This window comes from Lysobacter korlensis, from assembly GCF_042434515.1.
In genome coordinates this window covers 53,542-75,752 of sequence record NZ_JBHLTG010000017.1, presented here as the reverse complement: position 1 = coordinate 75,752, position 22,211 = coordinate 53,542, and the positions used below count along the sequence as shown (strand labels likewise).

16 protein-coding genes are annotated in these 22,211 nt (G+C 65.3%); 10 read left to right on the top strand and 6 right to left on the bottom strand.

Going from position 1 to position 22,211, the window contains the following annotated elements:
• The first annotated feature begins 171 nt into the window (after positions 1-171).
• Positions 172-1,286 (top strand): IS3 family transposase gene (locus ACFFGH_RS33420; protein ID WP_386677080.1). Its coding sequence is split into 2 segments (ribosomal slippage): positions 172-424 and positions 424-1,286, totalling 1,116 coding nucleotides; the frame shifts between segments, so codons are not numbered across the junction.
• A gap of 16 nt (positions 1,287-1,302) precedes the next feature.
• On the opposite strand, the gene ACFFGH_RS33415 is transcribed toward ACFFGH_RS33420, so the two are convergent.
• Positions 1,303-3,777: an acyl-CoA dehydrogenase gene (locus ACFFGH_RS33415; RefSeq protein ID WP_386677078.1), complete on the bottom strand. Its 2,475-nt coding sequence runs from the start codon at positions 3,775-3,777 to the stop codon at positions 1,303-1,305.
• 186 nt (positions 3,778-3,963) lie between these two features.
• Between ACFFGH_RS33415 and ACFFGH_RS33410 the strand changes: the two genes are divergently transcribed.
• Complete coding sequence (locus tag ACFFGH_RS33410) at positions 3,964-4,557, top strand: TetR/AcrR family transcriptional regulator (RefSeq protein ID WP_386677076.1); 594 nt, start codon at positions 3,964-3,966, stop codon at positions 4,555-4,557.
• A gap of 30 nt (positions 4,558-4,587) precedes the next feature.
• Positions 4,588-6,387 carry a phosphoenolpyruvate carboxykinase (GTP) gene (locus tag ACFFGH_RS33405; protein ID WP_386677074.1) on the top strand — a complete coding sequence of 600 codons (1,800 nt, stop codon included), beginning with the start codon at positions 4,588-4,590 and terminating at the stop codon, positions 6,385-6,387.
• Between the two features lie 142 nt (positions 6,388-6,529).
• On the opposite strand, the gene ACFFGH_RS33400 is transcribed toward ACFFGH_RS33405, so the two are convergent.
• Positions 6,530-8,050 carry a sulfotransferase family protein gene (locus ACFFGH_RS33400; RefSeq protein ID WP_386677072.1) on the bottom strand — a complete coding sequence of 507 codons (1,521 nt, stop codon included), beginning with the start codon at positions 8,048-8,050 and terminating at the stop codon, positions 6,530-6,532.
• A 19-nt stretch (positions 8,051-8,069) separates the two neighbouring features.
• Positions 8,070-9,023: a class I SAM-dependent methyltransferase gene (locus ACFFGH_RS33395; RefSeq protein WP_386677070.1), complete on the bottom strand. Its 954-nt coding sequence runs from the start codon at positions 9,021-9,023 to the stop codon at positions 8,070-8,072.
• A gap of 106 nt (positions 9,024-9,129) precedes the next feature.
• On the opposite strand from ACFFGH_RS33395, the gene ACFFGH_RS33390 reads away from it, so the two are divergent.
• The 4 genes from ACFFGH_RS33390 (at position 9,130) to ACFFGH_RS33375 (ending at position 14,609) form a co-directional block, all read left to right on the top strand.
• A complete protein-coding gene (locus ACFFGH_RS33390) occupies positions 9,130-9,615 on the top strand; it encodes a hypothetical protein (protein ID WP_386677068.1) in 486 nt (161 codons plus the stop codon).
• Between the two features lie 4 nt (positions 9,616-9,619).
• Positions 9,620-11,533 carry a tetratricopeptide repeat protein gene (locus ACFFGH_RS33385; protein ID WP_386677066.1) on the top strand — a complete coding sequence of 638 codons (1,914 nt, stop codon included), beginning with the start codon at positions 9,620-9,622 and terminating at the stop codon, positions 11,531-11,533.
• Entirely contained in the window at positions 11,530-12,792 is a 1,263-nt protein-coding gene (locus ACFFGH_RS33380; RefSeq protein ID WP_386677064.1) for an aspartyl/asparaginyl beta-hydroxylase domain-containing protein, read from the top strand. Before ACFFGH_RS33385 ends, ACFFGH_RS33380 begins: the two co-directional genes overlap by 4 nt.
• A 209-nt stretch (positions 12,793-13,001) precedes the next feature.
• Positions 13,002-14,609 carry a tetratricopeptide repeat-containing sulfotransferase family protein gene (locus ACFFGH_RS33375; protein ID WP_386677062.1) on the top strand — a complete coding sequence of 536 codons (1,608 nt, stop codon included), beginning with the start codon at positions 13,002-13,004 and terminating at the stop codon, positions 14,607-14,609.
• A 288-nt stretch (positions 14,610-14,897) separates the two neighbouring features.
• On the opposite strand, the gene ACFFGH_RS33370 is transcribed toward ACFFGH_RS33375, so the two are convergent.
• The 3 genes from ACFFGH_RS33370 to hslO form a co-directional block, all read right to left on the bottom strand.
• Positions 14,898-17,816, bottom strand: a complete 2,919-nt coding sequence (locus tag ACFFGH_RS33370; protein WP_386677060.1) for a TonB-dependent receptor domain-containing protein — start codon at positions 17,814-17,816, stop codon at positions 14,898-14,900.
• Between the two features lie 194 nt (positions 17,817-18,010).
• Positions 18,011-18,859 (bottom strand): XOO1806 family protein, encoded by an 849-nt coding sequence (locus ACFFGH_RS33365; RefSeq protein ID WP_386677058.1) that lies wholly within the window; start codon positions 18,857-18,859, stop codon positions 18,011-18,013.
• A 106-nt stretch (positions 18,860-18,965) separates the two neighbouring features.
• On the bottom strand, positions 18,966-19,877 hold the full coding sequence (gene hslO, locus ACFFGH_RS33360) for an Hsp33 family molecular chaperone HslO (RefSeq protein WP_386677056.1): 912 nt from the start codon (positions 19,875-19,877) through the stop codon (positions 18,966-18,968).
• 108 nt (positions 19,878-19,985) lie between these two features.
• On the opposite strand from hslO, the gene mtgA reads away from it, so the two are divergent.
• The 3 genes from mtgA to ACFFGH_RS33345 all read left to right on the top strand — a co-directional run bounded on the left by mtgA (position 19,986) and on the right by ACFFGH_RS33345 (position 22,183).
• Positions 19,986-20,708, top strand: a complete 723-nt coding sequence (gene mtgA / locus ACFFGH_RS33355; protein ID WP_386677054.1) for a monofunctional biosynthetic peptidoglycan transglycosylase — start codon at positions 19,986-19,988, stop codon at positions 20,706-20,708.
• 73 nt (positions 20,709-20,781) lie between these two features.
• A complete protein-coding gene (locus ACFFGH_RS33350) occupies positions 20,782-21,795 on the top strand; it encodes a glycosyltransferase family 2 protein (RefSeq protein WP_386677051.1) in 1,014 nt (337 codons plus the stop codon).
• Positions 21,755-22,183: a CBS domain-containing protein gene (locus tag ACFFGH_RS33345; RefSeq protein WP_386677090.1), complete on the top strand. Its 429-nt coding sequence runs from the start codon at positions 21,755-21,757 to the stop codon at positions 22,181-22,183. The genes ACFFGH_RS33350 and ACFFGH_RS33345 overlap by 41 nt, the downstream gene beginning before the upstream one ends.
• The last annotated feature ends 28 nt before the right edge of the window (positions 22,184-22,211 follow it).

Genomic DNA, 22,211 nt, shown 5'->3' with positions numbered 1-22,211 from the left:
TTGACGATCCGCCCGCTTGCCCGCGCTCAGCGGTCCAAGGCCGTGTAAGTGACGACCATCACGTCGCGATACGCGGGAAGCGACGGGTCGAACGCCTCCGTAAGCTCCCCCGGCAGGCAGACATCTCATAACTAGAACTTTCTGGCATCGTTTCCCCAGCCAGGAGGTTCCATGCGCACTTCAAAGTTCAGCGAAAGCCAGATCATCTCGATCCTGAAGCAGGCGGACGCTGGCGTGTCGGTAAAGGACCTGTGTCGACAGGCCGGTATCAGCACCGCGACCTACTACCAGTGGAAGAGCAAGTACGGCGGTCTTGAAGCGTCCGAACTGCGACGGGTCAAAGAGCTCGAAGCCGAGAACGCCAAGCTCAAACGCATGTACGCGGAGATGGCGCTGGACAACGCCGCGCTGAAGGACCTGATCGCAAAAAAACTGTAGGGCCGGCCCAGAAGCGTGGGGCGGTGCGCTTTCTGACCGAAGTGCACGCGCGGCCGCTGAGCCGGTCCTGTGGCTACCTCGGGCTGTCGCGTGCCGCCTGGTATGCACCGCCGCTGGACTGGACGGTGCGCGATGCGGAGTTGATCGCGGCGCTCGCGAAGCTGGTGGAGGAGCGGCCCAGCCGCGGCTTCTGGAAGTGCAGCGACCAGTTGCGCCGACTTCGGCCGGACTGGAACCCGAAGCGGATCTACCGGGTGTACAAAGCGATGCGACTGAACCTGCGGCGGGCCGCGAAGCGACGCCTTCCAAAGCGCGAACGGGTGGCGCTGTACGTGCCGCGGCTAGCCGACACCGTCTGGTCGGTCGACTTCATGAGCGACGCATTGGCGTGCGGAAGACGCTTTCGAACCTTCAACGTGGTCGACGACTTCAACCGCGAGGTCCTGCACATCGAGGTCGATACGTCGATCAGCTCCAACCGGCTTGTGCGCGTGTTCGAGCAGCTCAAACGTGATCACGGCTTGCCGCAGGTGGTGCGCTCGGACAACGGGCCGGAGTTCCTGGGCGAAGCCTTTACCGCATGGGCCAAGGCCAACGGCGTCGCAATCCAGTACATCCAGCCTGGCAAGCCAAACCAGAACGCTTTTATCGAACGCTTCAACCGTACGTTCCGCGAAGAGGTGCTGGATCAACACCTGTTTGCACGCCTTGAGGACGTCCGCGAGGCCGTGCACTGGTGGATGCTCGACTACAACGAGACCCGACCCCTCGACGCGCTCGGCGGCTTGACGCCTGCCGAGTACCGCACCCAACACGCTGAGAGTTCTACTTTTGAAGTGTCTGCTTGACGGGGGGCTTACGTGATCAGGCTGCTTCGCGCGCTGCTGCCTGTTCCGGTGTGGGCCGGTACGCGGTGGAGCGAAGCTGCTCGGCATCGAAATCATCGACGCTGATGGTGTCGATCGTCATCTCGCGCAACTCCTCGAGCTGGCGGCGCTCCTCGTTGGTGATCCACCCCTCGCGCACACCTTCGTCGAGCTGCGCCGCGAAATTAAGGGTACGGAGTTGGGTGCCCTTTGCCGCTTTGAGGAACTTACGTTCGACCGGTTCGGCCGCGATCACCTTGGCCAAATAGCTGTTGATGCGACCAGCCGGATTGTTCTCGGTCGGCGTCGTGAATACCCCTACCGCGAGGCGGTCACGAGCCTCGTTCGGCGCCATCAGCAGGGATGCGGCGCGATGGCTCAGGCGATCGCCCGGAGCTTCCGCGCGGCGGCCGAGCGGGAACACGAGAGCCCAAAGCAGCCAGCCCACCGGCCGGACCGGAAAGTTGCGGAGCGCACCGGACAGCGCCACTTCGATCTTGTGCATCGCATCGTGGAAGGACCACGCCAGCAGCGGCTGGTCCGCTTCTGGCCGACCCTGGTCTTCGTAGCGCTTGAGCAGTGCGCTGGCGATGTAGAGCTGGCTGAGCACATCGCCGAGGCGACCGGACAGCGACTCCTTGAACTTGAGTTTGCCGCCGAGCAGTAGCATCGAGGTGTCGGCGAGCAGCGCGAGCACCGCGGAGTAACGATTGAGCTTGCGGTAGTACCGGCGGGTGTACGCGTCACCCGGGGCGGCACCGAGCTTGGCTGCCGTCAGGCCGAACCACAGCGAGCGCACCGCGTTCGAAATCGCAAAGCCGATGTGGCCGAAGAGCGCTGCATCGAAATCGCGCAGGCCCTGCTCGCGGTCGGGGTTGCCCGCCGCCTTCATCTCCTTCAGCACCCACGGATGGCACAGGATCGCGCCCTGGCCGAAGATCATCAGCGTGCGGGTCATGATGTTCGCGCCCTCGACCGTGATCGAGATCGGTGATGCCTGCCACTGGCGGCCCAGGTAGTTGCGCGGGCCGAGGATGATCCCCTTGCCACCGTGGATGTCCATCGCGTCTTTGATGACTTCGCGGCCGAGCTCGGTGCAGTGGTACTTCGCGATCGTCGACGGCACCGCCGGCAATTCGCCACGCGCGACTGCCGCGGCCGAGGCCTCGGCGAGCGCGCTGATCGTGTACGCATTGCCCGCGATGCGCGCGAGCACTTCCTCGACGCCCTCGAAGCGGCCGATCGACAGACCGAACTGCTTGCGGATACGGGCGTAGGCACCGGTCACGATCGCGCCCATCTTCGCGCCGCCGCTTGCGGTCGAGGGCAGGGTGATCGAGCGGCCGATCGACAGACATTCGACGAGCATCTGCCAGCCCTTGCCCGCGTAGGCTTCGCCACCGATCAGCTGGCTGAGCGGGATGAACACCTCGCGCCCCTGGATCGGGCCGTTCTGGAACGTCGAGTTGAGCGGGAAGTGGCGGCGACCGATGTCGACGCCAGGCGTCTCGCGCGGCACCAGTGCAAGCGTGATACCGACGTCTTGCTTGTCACCGAGCAGGGCTTCCGGGTCGTACATCCGGAACGCGAGGCCGATGAGCGTCGCGATCGGCGCGAGCGTGATGTAGCGCTTATCGAACGTGAGCTTGACGCCGACCACGCGGGCGCCGTTCCACTCGCCCATCGTGACGATGCCGAAGTCGGGGATCGAGGTCGCGTCCGAGCCGGCCCACGGGCCGGTCAGGCCGAAGCAGGGCACTTCCCGTCCATCTGCCAGGCGAGGCAGGTAGTAGTCCTTCTGCTCCTGCGTGCCGTAGTGCATCAGCAACTCGGCCGGGCCGAGCGAGTTCGGCACGCCGACCGTCGAGCTGACCACCGACGACACCGACGCCAGCTTCTGGATCACCTTGTGGTTGCCCAGCGCGGAGAACCCGAGCCCGCCGTACTCCTTCGGCACGATCATCCCGAAGAACTTGTTCTTCTTGATGAAGTCCCAGACCTCGGGCGAGAGGTCGGCTTCAACATGGGTGATCTGCCAGTCGTTCGTCATCCGGCAGAGTTCCTCGACCGGACCATCGAGGAACGCCTGTTCGTCGGAGGTAAGGGTCGGCTTTGGCTGGCTCAGCAGGACATTCCAGTCGGGCTTGCCCGAGAACAGCTGGCCTTCCCAGCCGACCGTGCCGGCTTCGAGTGCGACGCGCTCGGTCTCGGTCAGCGGCGGCAAGATCTTCGTATAGACCCGCAGCAGCGGTTTGGTGATGAACGGGATGCGGATCTGCGGCAGCAGCAGTGGCAACGCGACCGCCAGCAGCAGCGCCGTTGCCACCAGCGTGGCGACGGCGTTGGCGCCAAGAAGCCAGCAGGCGACCAGTACGGAGGCCGAAAGGGCGGTCCAGGTAGCTAGGCGCAACCGGTGATAGGCCGCGATCGCACCGATCAGAATGAGGGCGAGAAAGGGGGCTGCGATGCTCATAAGGGCTCCGGCATAGGCCGACGGGACATTGGAAGGGGGCGGCTGGGAAGCTCTTGAGGGAGTGTCCGAACCGTGGGAAACACTAACATACGCCGGAGTATGTTTATCGCGAAAGCTCCGTGTCAACCGGTTTTGCGCCGACTGCGTACTGTGCCGGGCGGGTGCGTATGGTTAGAATCACCCGTCATGAATTCGATTGCAGCCAACGCCAAGCCCGACCGTGCCGGTCGTCTCAATGCCGACGATTGGGCTCAGGCCGCGTTGGACCTCATCGCCGAGCAGGGGGTCGCCGCTGTCGCCGTCGAGCCGCTCGCACGCCGGCTCGGTGTCACCAAGGGAAGCTTCTACTGGCATTTCCCTTCGCGCGATGCGCTGCTCGTCGCAGCTCTGGAACGCTGGGAAAAAGTCGAACAGGAATCGGTGTTCGGGTCGCTCGAAGCGGTAGCTGACCCGCGCGAACGGCTTCGTGCGTTATTCCATCTCGTAGCCCACGAGTACACGTCGCACGTCATCTATTCCGAACTGCTCAAGGCACTCGACCACCCGGCCGTCCAGCCGGTGATCGGACGGGTCTCGCAGCGCCGGCTGGACTATCTGACCGCGTCGTTCCGGCAAGCCGGCCTTGGTCGCACCGATGCACAGCATCGCGCGCGCCTGGCCTATGCGGCTTATGTCGGCTTCCTACAGCTGAACCTGCAGTTGCACCACGCGCGTCTGCAGCATGACGAGTTCGAGGCATACGTCGAGCACGTGATGGCCACGCTGATCCCATCTATCTGAAGTAACCGGCCCGGGCCGGGAGGAGCACCAATGAACGCGATCACCCAGGACGTTGCACCCACCCCGATCCCGAACCTCAATGGCAGCAGCCTGCCCGCGCTCAATGCGTGGGTCGCCGAGGTCGCCGCGCTGACGCGCCCGGATGCGGTGGTCTGGTGCGACGGGTCGGACGAGGAGAACGCCCGGCTGATCGCGTTGATGCAGGCCGACGGAACGCTGGTCCCGCTCAACGAGAAGACGCATCCGAACAGCTGGCTGCACCGCTCGCATCCCGATGACGTGGCGCGCGTCGAGCACCTGACGTTCGTCTGCACGTCCGAGAAGGAAGACGCCGGTCCGAACAACCACTGGATGTCGCCGGCCGACGGCCACGACAAGATGGACGCGCTGTTCGACGGCTGCATGGAAGGGCGCACGATGTACGTGATCCCGTATTGCATGGGCCCGATCGACTCGCCGCTCTCGCGTTGCGGTGTGGAAATTACCGACAGCCCGTACGTGGTCGCGAACATGCGCATCATGACCCGTATTGGCGCGCCGGCGCTGGAGCGCATCGAGCGCGAAGGCCGCTTCGTGAAAGGTCTGCACTCGATCGGTGAGCTCGACCCGAACCGCCGCTTCATCATGCATTTCCCCGAAGAGCTGACGATCAAGTCCTACGGCTCGGGCTACGGCGGCAACGCGCTGCTTGGCAAGAAGTGCCACGCCCTGCGCATCGCCTCCCACCAGGCGCGGCACGAGGGCTGGCTCGCCGAGCACATGCTGATCCTGGGTATCGAGAACCCGCAGGGCGAGAAGCATTACATCGCCGCCGCCTTCCCGTCCGCGTGCGGCAAGACGAATCTCGCGATGCTGATCCCGCCGGAGGGCTACCGCAAGGATGGCTGGAAGATCTCCACCGTCGGCGATGACATCTGCTGGATGCGTCCGGGCAAGGATGGCCGCCTGTACGCGATCAATCCCGAGGCCGGCTTCTTCGGCGTCGCTCCGGGTACGTCGGAGAGCTCGAATCCGAACGCGCTGAAGTCGATCCAGAGCAATACGATCTTCACCAATGTCGGCGTCACGGCCGACAACCAGCCGTGGTGGGAAGGCATCGACAACGACCAGGAGCCCGCACTCGACTGGCGCGGCGAGCCGTACGACGCCGCCAAGCGTCCGGCCGCGCACCCGAACGCGCGTTTCACCGTCTCGGCCAAGCAGTGCCCGAGCTACTCGCCCGAGGCCGAGAATCCCGAAGGCGTGCCGATCTCGGCCATCGTGTTCGGCGGCCGTCGCGCGTCACTCGTGCCGCTGGTGTTCGAAGCTCGCGACTGGACGCACGGGGTGCTGGTCGGCGCCGCGATGGGCTCGGAGACGACTGCCGCCGCGACTGGCCAGGTCGGCGTGATGCGTCGTGACCCGATGGCGATGAAGCCGTTCTGCGGCTACAACTTCGCTGACTACTTCACGCACTGGCTATCGTTCGACCGCGACGACGTCAAGCTGCCGAAGATCTTCCACGTCAACTGGTTCCGTAAGGGCAGCGACGGCAAGTTCCTGTGGCCGGGTTTCGGGGACAACCTGCGCGTACTCGAGTGGATGATTGGCCGCGTAGACGGCAAGGCCAACGCGACCGAGACGCCGATCGGCTACCTGCCCTCTGACAGCGACCTCAACCTGGAAGGCGTCGAGCTGTCCGACGAGGCGCGGCGCGTACTGTTCGGGTTCGACAAGGACGGCTGGAAATCCGAGTTCGACAGCATCGGCGGCTACCTTGAAGAGTACGGCCCGCGCATGCCGCAGGCGCTGAAGGATGAGCAGCGGCGAATTGCCCAAGCGCTGTACTGACAGCGCCGCGCTGAGGCGGTAGGCCCGCCTCAGCGGCTTGATGGAAAAGCCGAATCCGCGACTGAAAAAAAGCGCCACATCCGGCGGTCCGGATGTGGCGCTTTTGTGTCAGCAGACGGTCGGGGTTGCTTCCGCAGGCAGCTCAGTCTGCGTTGACCGCAACGCCACCCTGAAGTAATGCCTGCCGCAACGGCTCCAGATGCGCACTGTAATGACGCCAGCGGCCGGATGCGTTCGCGTGTAGAGGTTGGCGGACTTGCCAGTAGCTTGCGGTCTTGACGGTATTTCCAAGGCGGTGGAAATCGAGGCAGCGATCATCCCAAGGCAGCTCGAGGAACGCGAACAAGCGTTCGAGCTCGGGCCGCGGATCACGGACGAATGCGTCGTAGTCGAACTCGTACACGCTGTCGCCGTACAGAGCCTTCCAGTGACTCATCAGGCGCCGGTACTCGCCGTAGTAATGCCCGATGTCCCCCAGGTCCCCCGCATATCCGGCGACCTGTAAGTTCAGGTGTTGCATGAATACCGACAGGCCATTGTCCAGCGGATTGCGCACCGTGTGGATCACCTTCGCCGCCGGGAACATCCGCTTGATGAGCCCGACCAGAATGAAGTTGTCCGGCCGCTTGTCGGTAATGAAGCGGCCCGTCACCGCATCGGGGAACAGCTTGGCGAGATGCGCGCGATACTCCGCGCCAAGAGCAGCGTCGCGCTCTGCATCCGGGGCAGTCACCGACGAGGGGAACGGTGCGAGGCGCACGGCCGCCAGCCGGCGCAGGTAGTCCAGTTCGCCGCCGGCCGTGACCTGTGGATGTGCTGCGAGCACCTGCTCGATCAGCGTCGATCCAGAGCGATACATGCCGCAGATGAACAACGGCTCCGCGCCCGCACCCGCGGCGGTAGGAACTGCGCCGTCGTCTGCGCTCGGTGCGCCAAAGGAATGGATCAGTGCATCGGTCAGACGCGTCGAGTGCGCGCGGTCGTATTGGCGTCCGGATTCGCGCACGAGCCACCGGTTCGCTTTTGCGAACGCGTCAAACGCAAGCTCGTACGCGCCGAGCCTGTCGTAGACCTGTCCCAGCGCGAAGAACAGGTTCGCGCGCACCATCTTGCTGCACGGTACCGCGGTGGCTTCGTGCAGCCGGGCAATAATTGGATCGTTGAGATTCGCGGGCGGACGCAGTTTCGCAATACGCGCAAGCGCCTCGAGTCGGAGCTCGTTTTCCTCGGGGCGGTTCGCGGGCACAGGGCTCACCAGCGCCCGGTCATAGCACGCGAGTGCCGCGTCTTTTTCGCCGCGCTCCTCGTGCAGGTTGCCGAGGTTGAGCTGCGCGGGCAGGTAGTCGGGCGCGAGGCTGAGGGCGGCGCGTAGCTCGTGTTCGGCGTCGGCGTCGCGGCGCAGGTGGTCGGAGTAGATCACGCCGCGGTTGAGATGCACCTCTTCGGCACGCGAGACGCCACAGGCAAGCGCTTGGCCGTAGGCGTCGAGCGCCTCCTCGTATCGCGCTTCGGCCTTGAGCATGTAACCAAGCTCGTACCAGCGTTCGCTCAGGCTGGGCTGGAGCGCCAACGCCTGCTGAAAAAGTTCGATCGCGTCCGCACGACGTCCGCGGCTCTGCAGCATCGCCGCATCCCGGAACAGGGTTTCGCTCCGCTCGCTCACGATGACCTCCGTCTGGCCCTCACGGGCGGTGGAGCAGCAGCTGCCACCCCACGAGGTTCTGCGCCGCGTGATAGAGCGGCATGTGCTCGATCAGGCTGAAACCTGCTGCAGCCGCTTCACGCTCGAGCTTGTCCATGTCCTCAGGCCCGCGCGCGTGCTCGATGAGGTCACTCAGCCCACGCACGGATGCGCGCAGATCGGCCTCGGCGCGGTCGACCTTGAGCGCGGCGGCGTGCGGCTGCATTTCCTTGCGTGCAACCAGAAGCGTCTGCACCGCATTGAGCGCGACCGAGAGAACCCGGCCGCCGCCCGATACCTGGGCCTGCTGCAACGCCTGTTTCAGAGCGCGGATCGCCGCGCGCAACTCTGTCGACGCGCGCTCGGTAGCGCCTGGTACCACCTGATCCATCGCGACCAGCCTGTGGAGCCGCCGAAAGATCTTCGTTTGCGTGAACACCAGCTCGGCCTCGCGCATCGCGGCCTGCGCACTGCGCATGAAAACCGAATCCGGGTGATGCAGCACGAACTGGCAATCGCCGCCCGTCTTGAGTACGCGATGTATTTCCGAGAGGGCTCGACTGCTGTCGGCCGCGTACTCGAGCGCGTAGTGGCCGCCTACCGCATCGAAGCTCGCATCGTCGAACGGCAGTCGTTCCATGGCGACGCCCGCATGGAACGTGATGCCGGCGAATCGACGCTCGCCGTCGGCGACGAAGCGGGGCGGATCGATCGCCGCCAGATCAATGCCGTGGATCTCCCAATTCCGGCCCAGTTGCGCTGCGGTCTCCAACGCGATCAGTGCGACCACGCCGTTGCCGGTGCCGATATCCAGAATGCGCGCACCATCGGGCTGCGTTGAAAAGAACTCGACCCATGCGGCACGGACTTCGAAATCGTAGCCGCCGTCCGGTGCGGTGGGGCAGGTCGCAAGCGCGCCGCCGCGGTAATAGGTTTCCCACTGCTTCAGGCTCAAGGCTGCTCAACTCTCGAAAGCGTTGCGATATTATAAGTGCCTGCCACGACCGCGGCATCCCGGGTCGTGCCGCTATGCCGAGAGAGGGAACGCCGTGCCGAGTCGAATGCTGCAGGTCCGTGTGGCGTGTGTGCTGATTGTGCTGGCCGTGCCCTTGGTCTCCCAGGCCTCCCAATCCGAGCCGCATGCATGTGCCACGGTGGTCGACCCCGCTGACCGTCTGGTCTGCTACGACGCGGCGTTTCCGCCGGCGGCCGGCGTCCGCACCCGTGCGCAGGATCTTGAGGCCGAACGTAAGCGCGGGCTTGAGGACTTCGGCTTGAGCAAGGTGCAGATGCGTGAGAATGAGCCTGAGCGGATGCGGGCCGTCGCGCCGGACCGCATCGAGAGCCGCGTGGCTGGCGTGAGTGTCGGTGCCACGGGCAAGCGGACGGTCAATCTCGAAAACGGGCAGATCTGGTTACTGACGGAAGTGACGATGAAAGGTCATCTGGAGCGCGGCGACCAGGTCGTGATCCGGGAAGCGGCGATGGGCAGCTACCTGCTGGTGACGCCCGACCGAATCGCACTGCGGGCGCGGCGTATCAAGTAAGCCGATGCCGTCGCCTGCCACCGCGCTGGTTCTCACCGCGGCGCAACTGGGCGAACTACAGAGCGCGTTTACGGCGCTTCAGTCAGGCCACCACACCGCAGCCCGCGCGATTGCAGAACGTCTGGCTCAGCAGGTGCCATCGTCACCCGATGCGCATCACTTGCTGGCCCTGACGCTGTGTGCGAGTGACCCGGCTGCGGCGGACGCCTCGTTTCGTACCGCACTCGCGCTGGCTCCCCACCACCCGCTCATATCGGGGAATTACGCAAACCTGCTGCGCAAGACCCGGCGCTTCGACGAAGCGCTCGTCGTTCTCCAGCGCGCGGTCGATGCAGTCCCTGACTCGCCGAAACTCTGGCTGGAACTGGGAATCACCGCGCGCGCGGCCGACCTGCATGAGCATGCCATCCTCGCCATCCGACGCGCGGTTGCCCTTGATCCGAACGCGGTGCCCGCCTGGCTTGCACTCGGTCATTCACTGCGCACGACCGGCGAGCTGGACGATGCGGAGGCCGCGTTCCGGGCCGTCCTCGCGCGTCAGCCCGACGACCGCGTGGCCATGGTCAATCTTGGCGCCGTGCTGCGCCTGTCGGGACGGCCCGTGGAGGCGGTTGCATGCTTCGAGAGCGTCATTCGCACACACGGTTGGTCTGCGGAGTTGGCGGACGCACTGGCAGGTGCGTTGCTGGACAGTGGACGCGTGGATGAGGCGATCTGCCAGGCACGTGCCGTCGTAACCGAATCTCCGGAGTTCGTGCCCGGTCTGGTGACGCTCGCGACGATGGTCTGGGAGTATGGCTCGGAGCAAGCAGAAGATTCATCGGCGCTGTTCGACACAGCGCTCGCACGGCAGCCCGACAATTTGCGCTTGCGCGCGGCCTTTGCGCAGTTCCTGCTGGCCGCGCGTCGACCCGAAGAGGCGCTCGCTCACATCCGGATGATGCAGGCCAGGTCGCCGGATCCCGAGGTTGCACTGCTCGAGGCGGACGCTCTTGGCATGCTCGGCGAGCTCGACAAAGCGGGCGTCCTGTACGAACAGCTTTATCGCAGCCTCGATACGCACAGTGCGAACTTCCTCAACGTGTACGCGCGCCATCTTCTACGGACCGGGCGGTATGACGCCGCCGCGCAGGTCGCAACTGAGGCGACTGGAAAAGACCCCGGAAATCAGGAGGCGTGGGCCTATCTCGGTACGGCGTGGCGACTGCTCGACGATCCGCGCGAGCGCTGGCTGTGCGACTACGAGCGGCACGTCGCTCTCGTCGACGTCGAGCCGCCGGCCGGTTGCGCAGACCCAGACTGCTTTCTCGCGTCGCTCGAAGACGTTCTCGACACTCTGCACAAGGCGCGAAGAGCGCCGCTGCAGCAGAGCGTACGCGGCGGCTCACAGACGCCGGGCCGGCTGTTCGGGCGGCCGGAGCCGTTGTTGGCTGCCACGCGCGACGCGTTGCTTCGTGCGGTCGAGGGGTGGCTGTCGGGCCTGCCGGTCGACGATCGGCATCCGTTCCTCCGCCTCAATAGAGGATTTGTACGGATCGGCGGGTCGTGGTCGGTGAAGCTGCAGTCCTCCGGTCGCCACGCCAATCATATTCACCCCGAAGGGTGGCTCAGCTCGGCGTTCTATGTCGCCCTGCCGCCGAGCGTCCGATCGGGGACGCGGAATGAGCAAGCCGGTTGGATCCAGTTCGGGCAACCTCCGATTGAACTTGAGCTCGGATTACCGCCGAGACGCGTGATCCGGCCCGAAGCGGGGAAGTTGGCACTGTTTCCGTCCTTCGTCTGGCATGGCACTGTGCCGTTCGAGGACGCGCACGCTCGAACGACGATCGCTTTCGACATGCTGGCTCGAGCCAAGGGAAATAGCGACCTGTGGCCGAGAGCAGTGCCGCCGCAGTCACCCCTTGAGGAGCTTCGATGAGTCAAATCCGTGCACTGGCCGACGCCGCGTCGGCCGCGGTCAACCAGGGCAGGTGGGGCGACGCCGAGCGCTTGTGGCGGCAGGTTGTTTCGCTGGACCCCAAACATCCGCGCGCGCTCTACAGTCTCGGTGTACACGCGTTCAAGCGCGGGGAACTGGTCGAGGCACGCCGACTGCTGCAGGACGCTCACGAGGCGGCGCCGGGCGACCCCGTGGTGTTGCTTTCGCTCAGCGTCGTGTTGCGCGAGCAGGGCGACAGCGCAGGTGAGCTCCGCGCGATCGACGCGGCGCTTGCGGCGGACCCGTACTTCCTGTCGGGCCTGCTGGCGAAAGCTGATTACCTTGAGCGCCACGGCCGGGGTAAAGCAGCGGCGCTGGTCTACGGCAACGCACTAAAGGTCGCTCCCCCAGAACCGCACTGGCCGGCGGCGTTACGCGCCCAACTGCAGCACGGGCGTGAACTCAAACAACGCTACGGCCACGAGCTTGCGCAGTTCCTAGCCGACCGGACCGGGGCTAGGCTGTCAGCGCTCACACCGATCGAAGCGCAGCGCTGGCGCGAAGCCGGAGCGATCATCGCCGGGCAGTCCCAGCCGTACCACTCTCAGTGCAACCAGCTGCACGTGCCCCGATTGCCCGCGATTCCGTTCTTCGAGCGCGAAGCATTCGACTGGGTGGAAGCGCTAGAGGCGAAGACCGAGGCGATCACTGCTGAGCTGCACGCGGCGCTGTCATCGCAGCACGACGCGTTCAGGCCGTACGTTGCATACGCGCCGGGCTCGCCGGTCAACCAGTGGCACGAACTCAACCACTCCACGCGCTGGAGCAGTTACTTCCTTTGGGAGAATGGGCAGCCAATTACCGAGCATCTGCAAAAGTGTCCGCAGACCGCGCAGGCTCTCGCCGACGTCGACATGGCCGACATCGGCGGGCTCTGTCCGAACGCGATGTTTTCGGCGCTTGCGCCCCGCACCCGTATTCCTCCCCACCAGGGTGAGACGAACGCGCGCGTCATTGTCCACCTACCCCTCGTGGTGCCCGACCACTGCCTGTACCGGGTCGGGTTCGAGGAGCGCCGCTGGAAGGTGGGCGAGGTGCTCGTCTTCGACGACAGCATTGAGCACGAAGCCCGCAATGACAGCGACGAACTGCGCGTGGTCTTGATCTTCGACGTGTGGAACCCCTTGCTGTCCGCGGGAGAGCGCGAGATGGTCAGGGCACTGTCCGCCGCGACCCGGGAGTTCCAGGCGCTGCGCTGATCGCATGCATGCGGAGTCGCTGAGTCCAAGCATCGCTTCGGCAAACTTGGTAGTCGCGGTCCGGTGAGCGGCGCCGGCTGGCGCTCGAGCAGGCACAATGCCAATGGAGGAGCGAATGGAGCTCCTGGACGCCGTCGGTCCGGCCGCGCCTGGCTGCGCGCCGTGTCGCGGACTGACGCAGTGCAACGTACCGGAGCTTGGACATCGTGATGGCATCTTCCTTCGGCGCCGCCCCGCCCGATAGTTTTGAACGGCAGGTCGAGACGGGGTTCCGGCTGCTATCGCAGGGCCGCGTCGTGGAGGCTGCGCGCCTGGCCGATGCGCTCATCGCGTCGGGCACGACGGACCCGCAGGCGCTGCTCCTGGGTTGCGAAGTTCGGCTCGCCCAGGGCAACCCGCAGGCGGCGCTGCATCTCATTTCCAGAGCGGTAGACGTCGCGCCCGGGCAAGTGCGTCTGCTGCTCAGAAAAGCGCATGCACTTGCACTGCTCAGGCGCCGCCTGGATGCACGGAACACGGCGGCCGAAGCAGTCGCCGTTGCCGGCGACGATGCGCAGGCACTTGTTGCTGCCGGCCGGATCTATGGCAGTTGTGACGACCCGGCGAGCGCCCGCGATGTGCTCCTGAAGGTGATCGAGCCGGGCTCCTCCGACCCCGCGCTTCTCTACGATCTCGCCGGCGCGCAGTTCTTCACTGGCGATTTTGCCGCTGCCGAGCGCAATCTCGATGCAGTGCTTCGGGTCGCTCCGCAGGCGGGCCATGCGATCTACCTGCGATCGACGCTGCGTCGCCAGACACCGCGCGACAACCACGTCGCCGACCTCGAAAGCCGTCTGCGAGCCGGGTTTGCCGACCCTTCTGCGCGCGCCGCCTGTCTTTACGCGCTCGCCAAGGAGCTTGAAGACCTGTCGCAGGACGACAGATCGTTTGCGGTGTTGAGCCAAGCGGCCGCGCTCAAGCGGAAGACGCTTCGATATGACGTCCGTGCTGAGTGTTCTACGATCGATGCAATCCGGTCGACTTACTCGACGCCCGCGATGCACGGCGTCGAGAGGCCGGGCTCGGAGGGGATGGGCGAAGACATCGTCTTCATCGTCGGCATGCCGCGAACCGGGACCACGCTCGTCGAGCGCATGCTCGGCCGGCATAGTGATGTGCGCTCGGCGGGTGAGCTGCCTGACTTCGGCGAGCATCTGGCGGCGGCGGTTCGCGGCGCACTGGCCGAAAAGCCGGGGCAGACGCCGGTCGAAGCGTCGCTCTCGCTGGACTTCGAATCGTTGGGGCACGCCTATCTGGAGACCGCACGCCAGGCGGCGCCGGGCAGCCGGGTCGTGGTCGACAAGATGCCAATCAACTTCATGTATTGCGGCCTGATCAGGAAGGCCCTGCCTGCAGCCCGCATCGTGCACCTGGTCCGCGATCCGATGGACAGCTGTTACGCGATCTACAAGACGATGTTCAACCAGGCGTACTTCTTCTCGTACGACCTTGATGAGCTCGCGACCTACTACGCGACCTACCGTCGAATCATGGCGCATTGGCATGCGGCCATGCCGGGCTCGATTCTCGACGTGCACTACGAGGACGTGGTGACCGATATCGAAACGCAGGCGCGGCGCATCATCGACTGGTGCGGACTGGAGTGGCAATCCGGCGTGGTCGAGCCGTCGGATAACGAGGCGCCTTCGACCACTGCGAGCGCTGCCCAGGTCAGGCAGGCGGTATATACGACCTCCGTGCAGAAATGGCGTCGGCACGCGAACGGCTTAGAGCCGCTTAGGATGCGTCTGGTCGATGCCGGAATCGTTGCGAAATAGCCGCCGCTGCGCATTACGCTTTTTTGCAAGCTGCGCCGCGAGAAATGCACGGATGTTGCGTTTGTTCGCTGCCCGAGGCTGCCAAGCTTGTGGCGCGGTCGCGGTCTAAACCGGGCAGTCCCCGCGTTGGCGACGAGACAGCCAACCAGGCCCCATTTGATTTGATCCGCTGGCGAAGTCGCTTTTGCTTGCGTGAGCGGCCTGCAGCTTCGTCGCGGGAATAGGCAAAAAAAAGCGGCGGGCCGTAGCCCGCCGCTCAATGCTTCCTGACGAAGCTAGGTTACGACATTAGAACTTGAAGCTGATCGAACCGAAGAAGTACCGGCCCGCCTGATCGTAGCCACCGACGGCGTTGCCGTTGGTCGCCAACGTGCTGCCAACCAGCGGCGGCTCTTTGTCGGCGATGTTGTTGACGCCGAGGGTGATTTCCGTGTTCTGACCGATAAAGGCCGAAGCGGAAAGGTCGATGTAGTTGAACGCACCGACTTCACCGTCACCACGGCACGTCGCCGTGCCCGGGGTGCCGACGTTTTCGCAGATCAGCTTGTCGGTCGTCAGCGCTACGCCAGCGTCATTCTCGTAATCCAGCGCGCCGAAATAGCGCCAGCCGAGGTTGACCGTGTAGAAGTCACGCGCATAACGCAGGCTCGCGATATGACGCCACTTGTAGGACTGGCACTGCGGGCTGATCTTGCCGGCACAGTCGAAGGTAGCGTCCTCGTTCACGCCCGGAAGCGGCGCACGCTCTTCTTCCATGAGGTAGGTGCCGTTGAACGACGTCGAGAAGCGACCACCGAGCATTTCCCAACGGTAATTTGCACCGAGGTCGATGCCGCGGTAGACGATTTCGCCAAAGTTGTCGTCAAGGTTGACCACCCGGCCAGAGGTGGCGTCGTTGCCGCGGAACAGGTCGAACGAAACCGGATTACGCTGGACGCGGCTGCAGAGGAACGGGTCGCCCGTTCGCGCGCAGAACTGCAGGATGGTATCCGCACCGATCGCCCCAATCGTCTCTTCGATCTTGATGTCGAAGTAATCGGCGCTCAGCTGCAGGCTCGCGGTCGGGTTGTACACCACGCCGAACGTGAACGTGTCGCCTTCTTCTGGCTGGAGGTTCGGGTTGCCGCCGATGAACTGGTTGTTCTGCCCAGCCGTGTTGCTCGGCACAGTGCCGTATCGGTCCAGCGGCACGCCCGTGTTGAGGCACTGCTGCGGAGTCAGGATGGGATTCGCGCCAGCGCAAGGGTCGACGCCGCTGTAAAGAGCGATCTGCTGCTGGTCGAACAGGTCACCAATGCCCGGCGCACGAATCGCGTGGTTGTAGCCGGTGCGCACGCGGAACTCGCCCAGGTCGGCGTTGAGGCCCACTTTCCAGGTGTTCGCGCGACCCGAACGGTCGTAATCCGACAGACGGTAGCCGAGGTCGAGCGTCAGATCCTCGACAAATGCGGTGTCACGAAGCAGCGGAACCGCGGCTTCCATGAAGATTTCCGAGACGCTGATCTCGCCGCTGAGCGGCAGCGACGGACCGCCGGCGCCGGCAAAGTTGCCGTTCTGGCTGTCGATGTCGGAGATCGTGTTGTAGGTCTCCTCACGCCACTCGGTACCGAACACGACGTTGATGTTGCCGTCGGCCACCCACGGCAGGCTCACGCCGGTGTCGCCGCTGATGAACGCATTGATGCTCTTCAGCGTGGTCTGCGTCGAGTCGAAGCTCGTGCCCGACAAAGCGGCGGCCGCTTCAGGCGTCACGCCACCCGGTACGAACACGTTGTAGGGAATGCACCCCGTGAACGTGTTACCAACCGGGCAACCGAGGATCGCCGAAACGATGCGGTTGGACAGGAAGTCGTTGAAGCCCTGGACGTTCGAGCTGGTCGCCGCGTACAGGTACGACGCGTTGTACGCCCAACCATCACCGAGGTCGCCCTCGACGCCCGCAACGACGCGGAAAGAATTGGTCTCATCGTCGGTGCGGCGCGGGCCGCCTTCGACGTTACGCTTCGCGACGTACGTGTTGAGCGGCACCCCCGGAACGAAGCCGAGGTCGGCGCAGGCGCTGCCGAGGATCGGATTCGCACAGTCCAGCGTGAGCGCGGTGAAGAACGCACCGGACTCCGCGACCTGAATCGAGCTGCGCTTGTTGACGAACATCGTCTCGAGGTACGGACGGAAGTGTTCGTTGACTTCGTACTTGATCGTCGAGCCGAACGTGTAACGCTCGTCGGGACGCTGGTAGTAGTTGATCGGGGCGAAGTTGTACGGCGCGCCGTAACCGGTGCGGAACGAGCCGTCCGGGTTGAGGCTGGCGTTCGTACCGCGGAAGCCGCCGGGGACGCCTGCACCCTGCTGGAAGAAGTAGAAGTTACCGGCCGCGTTGGTGTTGGAGCCGCCGCAAGCCAGGCCGCTTCCCGAGAGGGCGCAGGCCGCGTAGTCGCGCTGACCCTGGAACAGCGGGTCGTTCTGACGCCAGGTCGCCCATGCGGTCGCGTGGCCGGCACCATCGGCGAAGGAGCCACCGACCACGAGGTCGATGTTGCGCGAGATGCCGTCGAAGCCGGAATCGCCGTCCGGGGACGGGAAGCCACGAGCAGCCTGCAGGCCCTGGATGTATTCGTTGTCGTTGTCGTGCTGGTAGGCCGAATAGCCGGCGCTCAGGCTGACGCCTTCGAACTCGTCATCGAGGATGAAGTTGACGACACCGACGATTGCGTCCGAGCCGTACACGGCCGAGGCGCCACCGGTCAGGATGTCGACGCGGCTCACGAGCGCGGCCGGCACGATGCTGATGTCGCGCACTTCGAACGCGCCCGGCGGCAGACGGAAGCCGTTGACGAGCGTCAGGGTGCGCGAGGCACCAAGGCCGCGCAGGCTGACGGTCGCATAGCCGGTTGCGCCGTTGTTCTCGAACGAATCGAAGTTCGGCGACAGCTGCGGGTACTGGTTGACCAGGTCTTCAACCCGGGTCGAGCCGGTGTACTGGAACTCTTCGGACTGGATCTCGGCGACGGGCGACGAAGCCGTGACGGTCTGGCTCTGGATGCGAGTACCGGTGACGACGACCGTGTCGAGGGTCGCGGCTTCTTCCTGCCCGGTCTGTGCTTCCTGCGCCTGCGCGAGCGCCGCGCCGGTGCCGATTGCGCTGGTCGCACCCACCACGAGTGCGAACGTGATCGCATCGCGGAGTCTGCTGGTCTTGATGCTCATCTCTCTCTCCAAGTGAGGCTTGGTAGTTCCCAAGGGAGCCCGCCAAGAGGCATCAAGGTGATGCCGATATAGACAGGGCCGGCCCGATGGTAGCCGCGCGGAGAGAGAAATTAAAGTGTTGTTAACAAAAGAGCGCAAAACTAAAAAGCCGCCCTCTTGGGCGGCCTCAAGCGACGGATGGATACGCTCGCGCTCTACAGGTCCTGTTCGTACCTGACATACGGGACCGTACCGTCATCCTCGTCGCCACCCACCGGCGCGAACGGGTTCTTGCCGCGGGTGACGACGTTCTCGGCGCCGACGGTGAGCTGGCCGCTCCACGGCGTGCGCCAGGTCAGGCCGAGGTCGAGGCCGCGGAAGTCGCCGGGCTGGGTGGGAGTGTCGAGTACGCGGCCGACGACGTTTGCGCCAAATGTGCCGAGGCCGGCGCCGACGGCGAAGCTCTTGCTGGTCCAGCGGTCGGTGACCGAGGCCGGCATGTCGGCGGCGGGGATCAGCCGCGCGCGGGCCCAGGTGCCGCCGATCGAGACGGTGGCCTCGCGGCCGACGTTCTTCTGGCCGTAGACGGTCAGAGAGTTCTGGTCGACGCGTGCGGGGCGGTTCGTCGGGCTCAGCCAGCCGGGGATCTGGTCACGGCTGGTGCCGGTGGTCACGCCGACCTTGCCGCCCGGGCGGCTGAGGCTGGCGCCGGCGCTGGCCTGACGGCTGCTGTCGGTGTCGAGCGCGGCGACCATGCAGTTGTCGATCAGGTTGCCGATGCCGCGAATCAGTCCGCTCCTGCGGTCGCAGACCAGGCCGAGGTTGTTGCCGCCATCGACGCCGAATGTCGTGTCGAGCGTGCTGTTGCCGAGCTTCCACTTGCCGGCGTTGACGCGGTTGCCGGTCGGCTCGAGCAGCAGCACGGCTTCGAGCTTGCCGCTGGCCTGGTTCCACACCGGGAGCACCGCCGCGTCGCGGCTTTTCGCGCTCGACTGCGCGGACGCGCCCGTGGCTGCACCCAGGGCGAGCAGGACGGAAAGCGAGAGGCGGACGAGGGTGCGCATGGTGTGGCTACGACAGGAAAGGTCGGCGCAAGTTCCGAAGAGGGCGTGGCCGGAACTATAGGGTGTTTATATTTATTTAACAATCCATGAAGGCCGTGTGACTCCTTTATTGCAGGCGATCCGGGGCTTGCATCTCGTTCGCGCCCGGTGCGAACAGGCCGTCGATTTGCGGCGCGTCGAAGCGGTACGTCTGGCCGCAGAATTCGCAGCGCACCTGAGCGTACCCGTTGTCCTGGATCGCGGCGGTGGCCTCGTCCTGGCCCAGCGAGACGAGCATCGACTCGACGCGTTCGCGCGAGCAGGAGCAGGCGAAGCGCAGCGGCTTCGTGTCCAACAGGCGCACGCCGTCCTCATGGAAGAGCCTAAGGGCGAGATCCTCGACCGGCGTGGTGAGCAGTTCCGTGCTGCCTAGCGTTTCGAACAGCGAAACCGCGCGGATCCAGCCGTCCTCGTCGCCGGCGTCGCCCGGCAGCTTCTGCAGCATCACGCCCGCGGCCCGCTGGCCGTCGGCGGCGAGCAGCAGTCGGGTCGGCAACTGTTCGGACTGCACGAAGTAGTCCTCGAACGCGCCGGCAAGGGTCTGCGCCTGCAGCGCGACCAGGCCCTGGTAGCGCATTGGGTCGCGGCCGCCGCGCGAGGGGCTTTCGATCGTGATCGCGAGAACCGCGCCTTCGCCCATCGACCGCAGGTCCCGCTCGACCTCGCCCCCGTCAGCGATCTGGGCGATGCCGCGCAATGTGCCGGCGGCGGTGCATTCGGCAAACAGCGTACGCAGCGCGTTCTCGCCGCGCAGCTGCACGGACAGGCGTCCGTCCACCTTGGCGTGGCCGGTGAAAAGCGCGCTGGCGGCCGCGGCTTCGCCGAGCAGTTCGGCAGCCGCCTGCGGATATTCGCTGCGCTCGCAGATCTGGCGCCAGGTTTCGTCGAGCTGGACGTGCACGCCACGCACGCCGGCGCCTTCGATGAGGAAACGGGTCAGCCGGTCGTGGCCGGCAGGGGCGGGGCGGGGGTCGGTCATCGTCGGGCTCATGCAGGGCGGGGCGCATTACGGATAATGCGCCTGAGACAGGGCGGAGAGTGTGGTGCAGATGGGGATTCGAATCGACCGGTGCAAGCAGGTGACCGCATGAGTGCGACGCGGGCGCCACGCCCGCGGCGTCGATGGCGGCGCTGGCTGCTCGGCGTGCCGTTGATGCTCGTTGTGCTGACGGTGGTGCAGGTATTGGCGTTGCGCTTCATCGATCCGCCTTTTTCGGCATTCATGGCGATCCGGCAGGTCGAGGCCTGGGGCGAGGGCGACTTCGGATTCCGCATCGCGCACGACTGGCGTGATCTCGATTCGATGTCGTCCAACGTGCCGGTGGCACTGGTCGCCGCCGAGGACCAGAACTTCGCGCATCACTTCGGCTTCGACCTCAAGGCGATCGAGAAGGCGCGCAAGGACAACGCGCGCGGTCGCAAGGTGCGCGGCGGCAGCACGATCAGCCAGCAGACGGCGAAGAACCTGTTCCTGTGGAGCGGCCGCAGCTGGGTGCGCAAGGGCATCGAGGCCTGGTACACGCTGTTGATCGAGGCGCTGTGGCCGAAGCGGCGGATCCTCGAGGTGTACGTGAACGTGGCCGAGTTTGGCGACGGTGTGTACGGCGCACAGGCCGCTGCGCGCACGTACTTCGACCGCGATGCTTCGCGGCTGAGCGCGGCGCAGGCGGCGCGGCTGGCGGCGGTGCTGCCCAGCCCGAAACGCTACAGCGCCGCCCGCCCGGGGCCGTACGTGCAGCGGCGCAGTCGCGCGATCCAGCGGCAGATGCGCCAGATCGGTGGCGCGTCCTACCTGCGATCGCTCGATTGAAGCGCGAGCTATTAATTCGTAACGACAGGATGCGGCCGCTTCACGGCCCAGCCTGCGCCCGTACCATGCGCGCATGAGCACCGAACGCCTCACCGTCGTCGTCGCCGCGTTCAACGAGGCCGACAGCCTGCCGCTGCTGCACCCGCGCATCGTCGCGGCGCTGGATGCGTTGTCCGGTATCGATGGCCGCGTGCTGTACGTCGACGACGGAAGCCGCGATGCGACCTGGGCGGTGATGCAGTCGCTGGCCGACGATCCGCGCGTCTCGCTGCTGCGGCTGTCGCGCAACTTTGGCAAGGAGGCTGCGCTGACGGCGGGGCTGGACCTCGTCGACGAAGGCGCCGCGTTGATTCTCGATGCGGACGGGCAGGACCCGCCGGAGCTGATCGGTGCGTTCGTCGAGCGGTGGCGCGATGGATATGACGACGTGTACGGCACGCGCATCGAGCGCGAGGGCGAAGGCTGGCTCAAGCGCGCCACGGCGCATGCGTTCTATCGGGTGATTGGCCGGTTGTCGGAGACGCCGATCCCTGCCGACACCGGCGACTTCCGCCTGCTGTCGTCGCGCGCACTCGCAGCACTCCGGCAGCTGCGCGAACGGCACCGCTTCATGAAGGGGTTGTTTGGCTGGGTGGGTTTCAATCGCTCGGGGATCGAATACCACCGCGGCTCGCGCGCGGCCGGCGACAGCAAGTTCAACTTCTGGCGGCTGTGGAACTTCGCGCTCGAGGGCATCACGAGCTTTTCGACGGCGCCGCTGCGGCTGGCCACGTACCTCGGACTGCTCACCGCATGCGTGGCGTTCGCGTTCGGCGCCTGGGTCATCGTCAAGGCGCTGGTCTGGGGCGACCCGGTCGCCGGCTATCCGACGATGATGTCGGTGATCCTGTTCCTAGGCGGTGTGCAGCTGATTGCGCTGGGACTGATCGGCGAGTACCTCGGCCGTCTGTACGAGGAGTCCAAGCAGCGCCCGCTCTACCTCATCGACGAGTGGCGACCGGCACGGGGAGTATGCTCGGACGCAGTCCCCAGCGGAGATGGCGGCGATGCGCAGCGTACGGCAACTGTTGCAGGCGAAAGCGCCTGAAATCCACTCGATCGGGCCGGATGCGCCCGTTATCGACGCAATTCGGAAAATGGCTGAGCGCGGCATTGGCGCGCTGCTGGTGATGGAGGGCGGCCAGTTGGTCGGTATCGTCAGCGAGCGCGACTATGCGCGCAAGATCGTGCTGCAGGGGCGCTCGTCCCGGGACACGCCGGTGCGTGACGTGATGTCCGACAACGTGATCACCGTCGACCCGTTCGACACCGTCGACCGCTGCATGCGCACGGTGACCGAGCGCCGCGTGCGGCACCTGCCGGTGATGCACGAAGGGCAGGTGGTGGGCGTGGTTTCGATCGGCGACCTCGTCAAGGCGGTGATCGAGGACCAGCAGGTCGAACTCGATCAGCTGCAGCGCTACATCGCAAGCTGACCCGCAGCGAAAGCGGCGCGTGTTGCGC